Source organism: Stutzerimonas decontaminans (genome assembly GCF_000661915.1).
In the GTDB taxonomy this organism is placed as follows: Bacteria; Pseudomonadota; Gammaproteobacteria; order Pseudomonadales; family Pseudomonadaceae; genus Stutzerimonas; species Stutzerimonas decontaminans.
In genome coordinates this window covers 1,381,782-1,395,243 of record NZ_CP007509.1, presented here as the reverse complement: position 1 = coordinate 1,395,243, position 13,462 = coordinate 1,381,782, and the positions used below count along the sequence as shown (strand labels likewise).

Sequence of the window (13,462 nt, the reverse complement as noted above, 5' to 3'; positions counted from 1 at the left end):
CGCAATCCGACTTTCAGTCATCAGGTGCGTAAAGCACCAGCTGGCAGCCGCCCGACTGAACCCCTCTTGCCGGTCAGATCCAAGTCGATTAGCGCGGTCCCTGGCTTCTATGTGTCGCCTTTTGCCGATGTGCTACCGTCCGGAGGCGTCTATTTTCAATGGATCGAAACAGTCGAGGGATAGCGCCATGCAGCCGAAAGATCACTGGGAAAAGGTCTACTCCACCAAGGCCGCAGACGAGGTCAGCTGGTTTCAGGAACACGCCGAGCTGTCGCTGAAACTGATCCGCGATGCAGACGTCCACTCGGCAGCGTCGATCATCGATGTGGGTGGTGGTGCCTCGACGCTGGTCGACGACCTTCTGGCCAACGGTTATCGAAACCTGACGGTGCTCGATCTTTCCGCTGCGGCGCTGGTCACGGCCAAGACGAGACTCGGTGCCAATGCCGCGAGTGTCCGTTGGTTGGAGGCGAATGTCATCGAAGCCGCGCTACCCGAGCGCAGCTTCGATGTATGGCACGACAGGGCAGTTTTTCACTTTCTGACCAGCGAAGAAGACAGGCATGCCTATGTGCGTCAGGTGCTGCATGCGGTCAAGCCCGGCGGGCTGGTGATAGTGGCCACCTTCGCCGAGGATGGCCCGGAGAAATGCAGCGGCCTGCCGGTCATGCGCTATGGCGCCAGCGAGCTGCATGCCGAGTTCGGCGAGCCCTTTCTGCTGCTCGGCCATGAAAAGGAATCGCACCACACTCCCGGCGGGATCGAGCAGAAGTTCGTCTACTGCTTCTGCCGCAAACGGGTCCAATAGCAGGCAGCACTGACAACTGATTCCGTTCCGGGCCAACCACGACAAGTAGTGCTTCGCTGTTTGCCCTGCGCGACAAACGCGACCGCCCCGTCCTCACTGGCCGCGGTCTGCCCGGCCAGGCAAGAAAGAAAATTCCTCGCCCCTCGACACCTACTCCACGCCCCATAACAGTGCGAACGCCCCCTCTCCAGCCTCTCGCTCCTCCTCCCAGGCAACGCCCGCATGCTCTCGCCCAGCACCATTGCTGCCCACCTGACGCCTCTTAATGATGCAAGCGCCTCTGCTGCCGAAACGGCATCGGCTTGCTCGATATTCTCTGCTTCTGCGCACAGCAATGGCAGTCGGATACTGCACCCGCCGATCGCCATCCCGCGCTCGGCAGAGCAGGACTGACACATGCACGATGCCCTTTCCGCCCGCCATCTCGAAGCAGCCGCGCTGCCGCTGATCGATATCGCCGGGCTGTTTTCCCCCGACCTTGCCGAGCGCACAGCCGTGGCCGAACGCATCGGCGCCGCCTGTCGCGAGGTCGGCTTCTTCTGTATTGCCAATCATGGTGTCGACCCGGTGCTGCAGCAGGCGGTATTCGAGCAGGCGCGAGCCTTCTTCGCCCAGCCGGAAGCGAGCAAGCGCGCGCTGGACAAGGCTTTCTCGAAAGCCAATCGCGGATACGAGCCCTTGCGCGGACAGGTGCTGGAAGCCGGGACGCCGGCCGATCTCAAGGAGGGCTTCTATATCGGCGAAGAGCTGGCCGAGGACGACCCGCGTGTACTGGCCGGGCGCTTCAACCACGGTGCCAACCAATGGCCAGCCGAGCTCGCGGACTTTCGCCCGACCATGGAGCGCTATCGCGATGAGATGAATGCCCTCGCGGCACGGCTGATGGGTGCCATCGCGCTGTCGCTGCAACTGCCGGAGGAACATTTCGCCGGCTTCTGCCGCGACTCCATGAGCACCCTGCGCCTGCTGCATTACCCGCCGCAGCCGGCCAATGCCGCGCCCGGCGAGAAGGGATGCGGCGCACATACCGATTTCGGCGGCTTGACGCTCTTGCTGCAGGACGAGAATCCCGGCCTACAGGTCTGGGATCGCCACAGCAAGAGCTGGATTCACGCAGCGCCCGTACCCGGCACCTATGTGGTCAACCTGGGCGACATGATCGCCCGCTGGACCAACGATCAGTACCGCTCGACGCTTCACCGGGTGGTCAACATTTCCGGGCGCGAGCGCTACAGCGTGCCGTTCTTCTTCAGCGGCAACCCGGACCATCTGGTCGAGTGCCTGCCGACCTGCCTCGCGCCGGGTGAAGCCCCTCGCTATCCCGCCGTGACGGTGGAAGAACACCACCGCGAGATGTACCGGAGGACCTATGGCTGACATCGTCCTCATCCACGGTGCCTGGGCCGGTAGCTGGGTCTGGGATTCGCTGCAGGATGGCCTGCGCGATGCCGGACACAGACCCCACGCGGTTGATCTGCCGGGCAACGGCCATAACGACACGCCACTCACCGCGGTCTCGCTGCAGCGCTATGTCGAGCACGTCGGCGCATTGATCGAGACGCTGCCCGGTCCGATCCAGCTGGTCGCGCATTCCGGCGGCGGCGTCACTGCCACCGCCGTGGCCGAGGCTTATGCCGAGCGCGTCGCCGGGGTCGCCTATGTCGCCGGCATGATGCTGCCCAGCGGCATGGGCTTCGGCGAACTCTGCGCCGGACTGAGTAGCGACTTTCCCGAGGTTAGCGGCATCGGTCCCTATCTCGAAGCGGTGCCCGGTGGCAGCCGCGTACCAAGCGATGCCGCCTGTGCGGTGTTCTTCCACGATGCACCGGCACAGGCCGCCATCGCCGCAGCGCGCCGCCTGACGGTGCAGCCCGATGGCGGACGCGACATCGCCGCGCATTGGAGCGTCGAGCGTTTCGGTCGTCTGCCACGGTTGTATATCGAAGCCGCGCAGGACCGCTCCGTGCTGCCACTGGTGCAACAGCGCATGCAGCAGCTGGTGCCTGGCGCCGAGCGGGTGGTGCTCGATTGCGGCCATGCGCCGCAACTGGCCATGCCCGACGCGCTGCTCGCCGCCCTGGTGGATTTCTTCACTCGCCATCCTCAACCCGTGCACTGACCCGTTTATTGCATCGCGCTCATCACGCCGAACCTTCAAGGAGCTTCACCATGTTCAAGAAAACCCTGCTCGCGAGCGCACTGCTCGCGCTGTTCAGCCAAACCGCCCTGGCCGCCGACAAGGTGCGCTGGCTCAACGACTGGTTGCCAGCCGGCGACAAGGCCGCGATCTACCTCGGTGTCGAGCAGGGCCTGTTCGCCGCCGAAGGCATCGAAGTGGAAATCGCCAGTGCCCGCGGCGGTAGCGACGTGGTGACCAAGCTGGCCACCAACAGCGCGGACTTCGGTTCGGCCGGCCTGGCCTCGCTGCTGCAGGCCAAGGCCCAAGGCGAGGTGCCGGTGGTGGCCGTGGCGCCGATCTACAACAAGCAGCCGGACGCCTTCTTCACCACCGAAGGCTCGGGCATCGAGAGCTTCAAGGACATCGTCGGCAAGACGGTCGCCACGCCGACCTTCTCCGCCTCCAACGTGGTCTGGCCGCTGCTGCTGGAGCGCAACGGCATCGACCCGAACAGCGTCAAGCTGCTCAAGCTCGACCCCGGCGCACTGGCGCCGATGCTCGCCACCGGCAAGGTCGACGCCACCATCAACTGGCTGACCGTCGCGCCTGGCTTCGTCCGTGCCCTCGGCGAAGCGGACAAGACACTGAAGACCATCCCCTGGTCGGAGTACGGCTTCGAAGGCTACGGCCTGTCGCTGGTGGCGTCTCAGCGCTTCGTACAGCGCAATCCCGAGGTCGCGAAGAAGTTCGTCAAGGCCTACCAGCAGGCGCAGAAGAACGCCATCGCCAACCCGGCTGCCGCGGCCGCCGCACTGAAGAAGATGGTTGCCGAAGTCGACGAGCAACAGGCCGAGGAGCAGTTCGCCGCCTCGGTACCGCTGATGCAGAACGAGATCAGCAGTGCCGAGGGCACGGGCTTCGATGCCAAGCGCCTAGCCACCACCTGGGAGTGGGTCGCCAAGGCCCAGGGCATGGCCGTCGACAGCCTCGATCCGGCCAGCGCCATCGACACCAGCCTGAGCGAGTGAAGCCATGAACGCCGCCGTCCTGCCCGCCACGCCGCGCCCCAACATCAGCTTCGACCGGGTCAGTCAGGTCTTCACCTCCTCCGATGGCAGCGAGGTGGTGGCGCTGGACAACGCCAGTTTCGATATCGGCCGTCACGAGTTCATCGCGGTGCTCGGCCCTTCGGGCTGCGGCAAGTCCACGCTGCTGCGCATCCTCGCCGGGCTGGTGCGACCGACCCACGGCCAGGTCAGCATCTACGGCAGCCCGGTGGACGGCCCGCGCGACGAGATCGGCATCGTCTTCCAGCGACCGACCCTGCTGCCCTGGCTGAACATTCGCGACAACCTGACCTTCCCCATGCGCCACAAGTACGGCCGCGTCACCGCCCAGGAAATCACCCGCGGCGAAGAGTTGCTGGAACTGGTGGGGCTCAAGGACTTCGGCAACAAGCGCCCGGACGAACTCTCCGGCGGCATGCAGCAGCGCGCGGCGATTGCCCGGGCGCTGCTGCACGACCCGGAAATCCTGCTGATGGACGAACCCTTTTCGGCTCTCGACGCGCTGACCCGCGACGAGCTGAGCCTGGAGCTGCTGAACATCTGGACCCAGCGTCCGAAGACAGTGCTGTTCATCACCCACTCGATTCCCGAAGCGCTGCTGCTGGCCGACCGCATCCTGGTGATGTCGGCGCGCCCCGGCCGCGTGCAGGAAATCATCGATGTCGATCTGCCGCGCCCGCGGTCCATGGAAACCCTCACGGAGCCCCGTTTCAATGAGCTCGCCAACCATATCCGCCGCAAAGTCTTCTCGCGCCATGCCGCCCATTAAGCCCAGGGCGCTGCGCCTGAAGGCTCAGGCCGACCGCTTCGCGCCCTGGCTCGCGCTGCTCGTTCTGCTGCTGGTCTGGGAAGCGGCCTGCCGCCTGCTCAAGCTGCCGAGCTTCGTGCTGCCCTCGCCCAGCGCCATTCTCGCGGCAACGCAGAAGGTCGGTCTCGGTGCCTGGGCCGAGCATATCTTCGCCACCCTGCGGGTGACGCTGATGGGCTACGGCCTGTCGATTCTGATCGGCATCCCGCTGGCCATCGCCCTGGCCTCTTCACGGGTGATGTCGCGCACCCTCTATCCGCTGCTGGTGATCGTGCAGTCCACGCCCATCGTGGCGGTGGCACCAATCATCGTGGTGGTGATGGGCGCCGGCGACCTGCCGCGGGTGTTCATCACCTTCCTCATCGCCTTCTTCCCCATCGTGGTGTCCTGCGTCACTGGCCTCCTGGCGACGCCAGAGGAGCTGGTGGAGCTGTCACGCTCCCTCGGCGCTTCCAAAGCCCGTGAGTACCGCAACATCCGCCTGCCCTATGCGCTTCCGCACCTGTTCTCGGCGCTGCGCATCTCCATCACCCTGGCGGTGATCGGCGCAGTGGTGGCCGAGTTCGTCGCTGCGGAAAAAGGCCTGGGCTACTTCATCAACTTCTCCACCTCGATGTTCCAGGTGCCGCAAGCCTTCGCCGCGCTGCTGATGCTGGTGGTAATCAGCCTGGTGTTGTTCCACCTGATCGGGCTGCTGCAGAAGGTGTTCTTCCCCTGGAGTCTGCCCAAGGGTGGGCATTGAAGCCCACCACCTCTTCATCTCAGTCTGGATAACGCCATGTCTCTCGACGATCTCGCCCTGCTGCGCAAAAGCTTCGACGTCGCCCGCCGCGCACTGGAAAACGGCACCCATCCGTTCGGCGCCATCCTGGTCGGGCCGGACGGTGAAGTACTGCTGGAACAGGGCAACGCCTACATGCCCGACCACGACATGACCGGCCACGCCGAGCGCGTACTGATGACCCGCGCCTCGACCCGCTACACACCGGAATTCCTGTCGCGCTGCACCATGTACACCTCGGCCGAGCCCTGCGCCATGTGCGCCGGCGCCGCTTACTGGGTCGGGCTGGGCCGCGTGGTCTATGGGCTTTCCGAGCGCAGCCTGAAGGACATCACTGGCAACCATCCGGAAAACCCGACGCTGGACCTGCCCTGCCGCATCGTCTTCGAGGCCGGCCAGCGCAAGGTCGAAGTCGTCGGGCCGCTGCTGGAAGACGAGGCTGCTGCCCTGCACGAAGGCATCTGGTAAGCCCCGCCAGAATCAGGCAAGCGACCGGCAGGATCGCCATAACGCCGCAACCGTCCTCCATCGCAGTATTCGAACCACGGCGTCATCGACGTCGTCCGAATCCACCTGCGGAGGACTACCCCATGTCGAACATCACCGGCAAAATCGTACTCATCACCGGCGCCAGCAGCGGCATCGGCGAAGCCACGGCGCGCCTGCTGGCGGCCCAGGGCGCAACCGTCGTGCTGGGCGCGCGACGCCTGGATCGGCTGGAACGGCTGGTCGCCGAGATCGACGAAAGCGGTGGTATCGCCGCCTGCCGTGCGCTGGACGTCACCAGCCGCGAGGACACCCAGGCCTTCGTCGACTTCGCCGAGCAGCGCTTCGGCCGCGTCGACGTGATCGTCAACAACGCCGGGGTGATGCCGCTGTCACCGCTGGACGCGCTGAAGGTCGACGAGTGGAACCGGATGATCGACGTGAACATCCGCGGCGTACTGCATGGCATCGCCGCCGGCCTGCCACTGATGCAGCGCCAGCGCGCCGGCCAGTTCGTCAACATCGCCTCCATCGGTGCCTACGCGGTGAGCCCGACCGCGGCGGTGTACTGCGCCACCAAGTACGCGGTGCGCGCCATCTCCGAAGGCCTGCGCCAGGAGGTCGGCGGCGATATTCGCGTGACCCTGGTGTCGCCCGGCGTCACCGAATCGGAACTGGCCGAGAGCATTTCCGATGACAGCGCGCGCTCGGCCATGGACGACTTCCGTCGCATCGCCATTCCGGCCGAGGCCATCGCCCGCGCCATCGCCTATGCCATCGACCAGCCGGCCGATGTCGACGTCAGCGAGTTGGTGGTGCGCCCCACCGCCAGCCCCTACTGAGGACGCCGCCATGACCCTTCGTACAGGCAACACCCTGGCCGCGGCCTGCCTGGCCGTGTTCGGCTCGCTGACCTTCGCCTCGCTGGAAGCCGCCGGCAACGAGCGACACGAACGTGGCATCGAGGTGATGGATCACTTGTCCGGCGGCGCCGGGCAACCGGTGCTCGAAGCGTTGCGCGAGGACTATCCGTTTCTCGCCGAGGGCATCACCCAGTACGCCTTGGGCGATGTCTGGGGACGCAACGAGCTGGATGATCGCACCCGTCAGCTGGCGGTGATCGCCGCCTTCGCCGCGCAGGGCAATCTGCAGTACATGAAGGTCCACGCCGGTTACGCGCTGCGTCTGGGCGTCACCCGTGAGGAGCTGAAGGAGGTGGTCTACCTGACCACCGTAACCGCCGGCTTTCCCCGCGCCATCGATGCCGCCCAAGCATTGCGCGAGGTGCCGGACCCGGTGTCGCGCTGAATTAAGCGGTGCTGCGCAGCCGGGCTAAATCCTTCACCGGCGAGGCGCCGAACAGGCGGCTGTACTCGCGGCTGAACTGCGAGGGGCTTTCGTAGCCGACCCGGTAGCCGGCGCTGGACACATCGAGTCCCTCGGCGATCAGCAGCCGCCGCGCCTCCTGCAGGCGCAGCTGCTTCTGATATTGCAGCGGGCTCATCGCGGTGAGCGCCTTGAAGCGGTGATGCAGCGTCGAGCTGCTGAGGTTGACCCGCTGCGCCAGTTCCTCGATGCGCAGCGGCTCGACGTAGTTGCGGTTCAGCCATTCGATGGCGCGGGTGACGCGATGGCCCTGGCTGTCGCGCACCGCGATCTCGTGCAGGTGGCGGCCCTGCCGACCGCAAAGCAGGCGGTAGAAGATCTCGCGCATCGCCAGCGGCGCAAGCACCGGGATGTCCTGCGGGCTGGCGAGCAGTCGCACCAGACGTAGCGTGGCATCCAGCAACGGCGCATCGATGCGGTCCAGATAGACCCCCCGCGCCGGTCCTTCCACGGGCTGGCTCAACGGCGCGCTTTCGGCCACCAGGGTGGCGACCATTGCCGGGTCGATATCCAGGCGAATGCACAGGTACGGCTCGCCGGACGAGGCCTCCAGCACGCGACCGGCCACCGGCACGGTGACCGATACCACCAGGTAGTGCAGCGCATCGTAGGTGTACAGCTCATCGCCCAGCCGCACCTCCTTGCTGCCCTGCACGATGATGCACAGCGCCGGCTTGTGCAGCCCGTGCACCAGTTCGCTCGGCGCGCTGCAGCGGATCAGGTAGAGATCGTCAATCGCGGTGGGATGCATACCGTCGTCGCGCACGATGCCGTCGATCAGCCGCGCCAGGGAGGCACGCTGGGCAATCGTTTCCTCGGCGGAATGAAGGTCCATCTGGTTCATTGCAGGCAACCGGTGGGAGCGAAAAGGACGGTTAGCTTAGCAGCCAATCCGACCCGCGGTCGTCCCGCCCCACGGCAGTGCATCGGCAAGACAGTGTTACCGAGTGAAGCACCAAAGCGATGCACCGGCTAACATCGTCGCATGGCCAACCGGTGGCGCAGCTCCCGTGGCCACGTCGCACTTTCAATTCCTGACTGCCTGGCCAGCTTTTTGCTACACCCTGGTCATGAAAAACCCAGCGGACGCCTCCATGCCCGATTCCCAGACCGCGCGCCTCCAGCTCTGCGGCATAACCAAACAGTACCCAGGCTGCCTGGCCAACGACCGTATCGACCTGTCGATCCAGCCGGGCGAGATCCACGCCCTGCTCGGCGAGAACGGCGCCGGCAAGAGCACCCTGATGAAGATCATCTATGGCGTGACCCAGCCGGACGCTGGCGAAATCCACTGGCAGGGCGAACCGGTGACCATGCGCGATCCGGCCCAGGCCCGCGAACGCGGCATCGGCATGGTGTTCCAGCACTTCTCGCTGTTCGAGACGCTCTCGGTCGCTGAGAACATCGCGCTAGCGCTGGGTGCCAAGGCCGGTACGCCGAAACAGTTGGAGCCGAAGATCCGCGAGGTCTCGCAGCGTTACGGCATGCCGCTGGAGCCGCAACGGCTGGTGCACACCCTGTCCATCGGCGAGCGCCAGCGGGTGGAGATCATCCGCTGCCTGATGCAGGACATCCGCCTGCTGATCCTCGACGAGCCGACCTCGGTGCTTACCCCGCAGGAGGCCGACGAGCTGTTCGTGACCTTGCGCCGGTTGGCGGCCGAGGGCTGCAGCATCCTGTTCATCAGCCACAAGCTCAACGAGGTGCGCGCGCTGTGCCAGAGCGCCACGGTGCTGCGCGCCGGCCGCGTGTCCGGCGAGTGCGTGCCGGCAGAGTGCTCGGACCTGGAACTGGCGCGGCTGATGGTCGGCGATGCCGAGGGGCTGGAAGCCGAATACCCGAAGAGCGAGGGCCGCGCGCCATTCCTGCGGGTCGAGCGGCTGTCCTGGCACAACGCCGATCCGTTCGGCGTATCCCTCGAAGAGGTGGACCTGGAAGTGCGCGCCGGCGAGATCGTCGGCATCGCCGGGGTCGCCGGCAACGGCCAGGACGAACTGCTCGCCCTGCTCAGCGGCGAACAGCGCCTGCCTGCCACCCAGGCCATGCACATCCGCTTTCTCGGTGACGACGTCGCCCATCTGCGCCCCGACGCTCGCCGTCGCCACGGCATGGCCTTCGTGCCGGCCGAACGCCTCGGTCACGGCGCGGTGCCGAGCATGAGCCTGGCCGACAACGGCCTGCTCACCGCCTTCCAACAGACCGGCATGGTCGAGCAGGGCATGATCCGCCGCGGCAAGGTGCGCGCCTTCGCCGAACAGGTCATTCAGCGTTTCGCCGTGAAGACGCCGGACGCACAGACCCCGGCAGCGAGCCTGTCCGGCGGCAACCTGCAGAAATTCATCCTTGGTCGCGAAATCCTGCAGCAGCCGAAGCTGCTGATCGCCGCGCACCCGACCTGGGGCGTGGACGTCGGCGCGGCAGCAGCGATCCACCGCGCGCTGATCGAACTGCGCGATGCCGGCGCGGCGATCCTGGTGATCTCCGAAGACCTCGAGGAGTTGTTCCAGATCAGCGACCGCATCGCCGCCCTGAGCGACGGCCGGCTGTCGCCACAGCGCGCCACCGCCAGCACCTGCCCGGTCGAAGTCGGCCGCTGGATGGCCGGTCAGTTCGATACCAGCGACACCCCTGTTTCCACCTCTGCCGCCTGACGAGAATCCATCATGCTGTTATCCCTGCAACCCCGCGGCGAGGCCTCACGGGCCATGCTCTGGTTCTCGCCATTGCTGGCGGCACTGCTGACGCTGCTGAGTGGCGCCCTGCTGTTCGCGCTGCTCGGCCATCCGCCGCTGGAAACCCTCAAGGTGCTGCTGATCGACCCGCTCGGCGACCTCTACGGCGTCTCCGAACTGCTGGTCAAGGCGCTGCCGATCCTGCTTTGCGCCCTCGGCCTGGCGGTGGTCTACAACGCGCGCATCTGGAACATCGGCGCCGAAGGCCAGCTGCTCATCGGTGCCCTGGCCGGCAGTGCGCTGGCGGTCAACATCATCGACTGGGATTCGCGCTGGGCATTGGCGCTGACCCTACTGCTCGGCACCCTTGGCGGCGCCGCCTGGGCCGGGCTCTGCGCCTGGCTGAAGACGGCGTTCAACGCCAACGAAATCCTCACCAGCATCATGCTCAACTACATTGCGCTGAACCTGCTGCTGTTCGCCGTGCACGGCCCGCTGAAGGATCCGGAAGGCTTCAACTTCCCCGAATCGGCGATGTTCGGCGACGCCACCCGGCTGCCGGAGCTGATCGAAGGCCTGCGGGTGCATGCCGGTTTCTACTTCGCCCTGCTGGCGCTGGTGGTGGTCTGGGTGCTGCTGCAGAAGAGCTTTCTCGGCTTCCAGATCAAGGTGCTCGGCCTGGACAAGCGCGCCGCTGGCTTCGTTGGTTTCCGCGACAAGAAGCTGGTGTGGATCGCCCTGCTGATCAGCGGCGGCCTGGCCGGGCTGGCCGGTGTCGCCGAAGTCACCGGTCCGATCGGCCAGCTGGTACCGCAGGTGTCGCCGGGCTACGGCTACGCGGCGATCACCGTGGCTTTCCTCGGCCGCCTCAACCCTATCGGTATTGTCTTCGCCAGTCTGCTGATGGCGTTGCTCTACCTCGGCGGTGAGAACGCGCAGATGGCGGCCAACCTGCCGCAGTCCATCACCCAACTGTTCCAGGGCATGGTGCTGTTCTTCCTGCTCGCCTGCGACGTACTGATCCTCTACCGCCCGCGGCTGAAGCTGTGGGCACGCAAGCCCCAGCTCGTCAGCGCCAAAGAGGAGCCGGCCACATGATCGCGCTCGCCCGCTTGCTTACCCTTTCACCCGCTGCCTGCCGCTTGAAGTTCGAGGCCTGACCGATGGACATGGATCTACTGACCAATATCTTCTACGCCATGATCCGCACCGGCACCCCGCTGCTGCTGGTCGCCCTCGGCGAGCTGGTGTGCGAGAAGACCGGCGTACTCAACCTCGGCCAGGAGGGCATGATGCTGTTCGGCGCGGTGATCGGCTTTATCGTCGCCTTCGCCAGCGGCAACCTCTGGCTCGGCGTGCTGTTCGCCTGCCTGGCCGGCGTGCTGCTGTCGCTGCTGTTTGCCATGGTGGCGCTGGGTTTCAACGCCAATCAGGTGGCCACCGGTTTGGCGCTGACCATCTTCGGCGTCGGCCTGTCGTCCTTTGTCGGCGCCAGCTGGGTCGGCAAGCCGCTGGCCGGCTTCGAACCAATCGCCATACCGCTGCTCAGCGAAATCCCGGTGATCGGCCGCATGCTGTTCGCCCAGGACCTGCTGGTCTATTTGTCTTTCGCATTGTTCGCCCTGGTGGCCTGGGTGCTGCTGAAAAGCCGCATCGGGCTGATCATCCAGGCCGTCGGCGAAAACCCCAACGCCGCCAGCGCCATGGGCCTGCCGGTACTGCGCGTGCGCACCCTGGCGGTGATGTTCGGCGGCGCCATGGCCGGGCTTGCCGGCGGCTACATGTCGCTCGCCTATACGCCGATGTGGGCGGAAAACATGACCGCCGGCCGCGGCTGGATCGCCCTGGCCCTGGTGGTATTCGCCAGCTGGCGGGTGAGCCGGGTACTGCTCGGCGCCTACCTGTTCGGCCTGGCCAGCATCCTCCATCTGGTGGCCCAGGGTCTGGGCCTGGCGATCCCCGGCAACCTGCTGGCGATGCTGCCGTATGTGGCGACCATTCTGGTGCTGGTGCTGCTGTCGCGCGATGCGATCCGTACGCGGTTGTATGCGCCGGTGTCGCTGGGGCAGCCTTGGCAGCCGGGGCATTGAGGCTTTTTTCGGGCCGGCTACGCGGAACCAGGGCGGTTTGCGAGTTGGCTTGAGAGCCTGGTTTCGCCCTGCTGGGCGACTCACTTTATTCAAGCGTTTGCCGAGTGCTGTATCTGGTAGCGCGTGCTGCGCCCGCCGCCCGGCAGCCGGGCAAGGCAGCCCTTCTCGACAAGATCGCTAAGGTGGCGCGTGGCGGTGGCTTTCGAGACCTTGGCCACAGCCTGGTATTGCGCGGCGCTGATGCCGTTCTCGAAACCTCTCTCGCCGCCATCGAGCAGGCGGTTAAGCACTTTGATCTGCTCGGCAGACAGGGTTTGGCTGCGGTGAGCCTGCCAGAAGCGTGCCTTGACCAGCACGCGGTCGATACGAGCAAGGGCCTGTTCCAAGCTCTTGAGCAGCGTGGCGAGGAACCATTGCAGCCAGGCGGTGATATCCAGCGTGCCTTTCTGGCTGGCTTCGAGGATGCGGTAATAGCCGGCGCGGTCATCGAGGATGCTCGCCGACATGGCGTAAAAGCGGATGGCCTGCTGTTCTCCCTGCGCAAGTGCCAAGTCGGTGATGGCGCGCGTAAGGCGGCCGTTGCCGTCGTCGAAGGGGTGCAGGGTGACGAACCAGAAGTGCGCAATGCCGGCTCGTAGAAATGGGTCGAGGCCTGCATCGCTGCGGCTGCTCTCGAACCAGGCAAGGAAGTCGTCCAGTTGTTCTTCCAGCCCTGCGCGGGGTGGCGCTTCGAAATGCACGGTAGGGCGGTCGAGTCTCCCGGAAACCACCTGCATGGGCTCTTCGCCGCGCAGGATGCCGATGCGTAACGGGCGGGGCAGTAGGTGACCATCGCTGGGGAACAGCCAGCCATGCCAGGTGAACAGCCGCTGCAGATCGAGCGGCTGCTGATACGCGCGGGTGGCATCGAGCAGCAGTTCCGCCAGACCTTCGGAACGTGAGGTGATTCGCCCTTCTTCGTTCAGCCCCAGGCGCCGCGCCAGTGACGAGCGCACGGAGCCGACATCCAGCTGCTCACCCTCGATGGCTGATGAGGTGACGATGTTCTGCAGCATGGCATCCAGGGTGCTCTGCACCTCTGTGTCACTGCCAACGGCACCGAGCATCCCGAGCAAGCGACCCTGAGCCTGACTGCAGGTACGCAGCAGCGGGGCCAGTGCGTCTGCCTGCCAATTGAAGTGTGGCCAGTTGGGCTGCCGCCAGACCCAGAGCGGGTCATTCATGAGGGCTGGCTCCTCTGTGAGC

14 protein-coding genes are annotated in these 13,462 nt (G+C 65.7%); 12 read left to right on the top strand and 2 right to left on the bottom strand.

Annotated features, from left to right (window positions below; translation table 11 throughout):
- Positions 1–187: 187 nt before the first annotated feature.
- From UIB01_RS06455 to UIB01_RS06415, 9 genes are all read left to right on the top strand, one after another.
- Positions 188–808, top strand: coding sequence for a class I SAM-dependent methyltransferase (locus UIB01_RS06455; protein ID WP_038657963.1), 621 nt, complete (start codon positions 188–190; stop codon positions 806–808).
- Between the two features lie 396 nt (positions 809–1,204).
- Positions 1,205–2,185 carry an isopenicillin N synthase family dioxygenase gene (locus UIB01_RS06450; protein WP_038657962.1) on the top strand — a complete coding sequence of 327 codons (981 nt, stop codon included), beginning with the start codon at positions 1,205–1,207 and terminating at the stop codon, positions 2,183–2,185.
- Positions 2,178–2,927 (top strand): alpha/beta fold hydrolase, encoded by a 750-nt coding sequence (locus tag UIB01_RS06445; protein WP_038657961.1) that lies wholly within the window; start codon positions 2,178–2,180, stop codon positions 2,925–2,927. The genes UIB01_RS06450 and UIB01_RS06445 overlap by 8 nt, the downstream gene beginning before the upstream one ends.
- A 50-nt stretch (positions 2,928–2,977) precedes the next feature.
- Positions 2,978–3,955: an ABC transporter substrate-binding protein gene (locus tag UIB01_RS06440; protein ID WP_038657960.1), complete on the top strand. Its 978-nt coding sequence runs from the start codon at positions 2,978–2,980 to the stop codon at positions 3,953–3,955.
- A gap of 4 nt (positions 3,956–3,959) precedes the next feature.
- The gene (locus UIB01_RS06435) at positions 3,960–4,763 is read left to right on the top strand and encodes an ABC transporter ATP-binding protein (RefSeq protein WP_038657959.1); all 804 of its coding nucleotides are present in this window, start codon (positions 3,960–3,962) and stop codon (positions 4,761–4,763) included.
- Positions 4,750–5,544 carry an ABC transporter permease gene (locus UIB01_RS06430; RefSeq protein WP_038657958.1) on the top strand — a complete coding sequence of 265 codons (795 nt, stop codon included), beginning with the start codon at positions 4,750–4,752 and terminating at the stop codon, positions 5,542–5,544. The genes UIB01_RS06435 and UIB01_RS06430 overlap by 14 nt, the downstream gene beginning before the upstream one ends.
- Positions 5,545–5,580: 36 nt before the next feature.
- Positions 5,581–6,051, top strand: a complete 471-nt coding sequence (locus UIB01_RS06425; RefSeq protein ID WP_038657957.1) for a nucleoside deaminase — start codon at positions 5,581–5,583, stop codon at positions 6,049–6,051.
- A gap of 122 nt (positions 6,052–6,173) precedes the next feature.
- Positions 6,174–6,911 (top strand): SDR family oxidoreductase, encoded by a 738-nt coding sequence (locus UIB01_RS06420; protein WP_038657956.1) that lies wholly within the window; start codon positions 6,174–6,176, stop codon positions 6,909–6,911.
- A 10-nt stretch (positions 6,912–6,921) separates the two neighbouring features.
- Positions 6,922–7,377 (top strand): carboxymuconolactone decarboxylase family protein, encoded by a 456-nt coding sequence (locus UIB01_RS06415; RefSeq protein WP_038657955.1) that lies wholly within the window; start codon positions 6,922–6,924, stop codon positions 7,375–7,377.
- Between the two features lies 1 nt (position 7,378).
- On the opposite strand, the gene UIB01_RS06410 is transcribed toward UIB01_RS06415, so the two are convergent.
- Positions 7,379–8,299, bottom strand: a complete 921-nt coding sequence (locus UIB01_RS06410) for an AraC family transcriptional regulator (RefSeq protein ID WP_038657953.1) — start codon at positions 8,297–8,299, stop codon at positions 7,379–7,381.
- 250 nt (positions 8,300–8,549) lie between these two features.
- Here UIB01_RS06410 and UIB01_RS06405 point away from each other — a divergent pair, with 250 nt between their 5' ends.
- The 3 genes from UIB01_RS06405 (at position 8,550) to UIB01_RS06395 (ending at position 12,217) form a co-directional block, all read left to right on the top strand.
- The gene (locus tag UIB01_RS06405; protein ID WP_038657951.1) at positions 8,550–10,106 is read left to right on the top strand and encodes an ABC transporter ATP-binding protein; all 1,557 of its coding nucleotides are present in this window, start codon (positions 8,550–8,552) and stop codon (positions 10,104–10,106) included.
- 12 nt (positions 10,107–10,118) lie between these two features.
- Positions 10,119–11,225 carry an ABC transporter permease gene (locus UIB01_RS06400; protein WP_038657949.1) on the top strand — a complete coding sequence of 369 codons (1,107 nt, stop codon included), beginning with the start codon at positions 10,119–10,121 and terminating at the stop codon, positions 11,223–11,225.
- A 65-nt stretch (positions 11,226–11,290) separates the two neighbouring features.
- Positions 11,291–12,217: an ABC transporter permease gene (locus tag UIB01_RS06395; protein ID WP_011914010.1), complete on the top strand. Its 927-nt coding sequence runs from the start codon at positions 11,291–11,293 to the stop codon at positions 12,215–12,217.
- Between the two features lie 89 nt (positions 12,218–12,306).
- Here the strand turns inward: UIB01_RS06395 and UIB01_RS06390 are convergent, their stop codons facing one another.
- Entirely contained in the window at positions 12,307–13,440 is a 1,134-nt protein-coding gene (locus tag UIB01_RS06390) for a Fic family protein (protein WP_038657945.1), read from the bottom strand.
- Positions 13,441–13,462 lie beyond the last annotated feature (22 nt).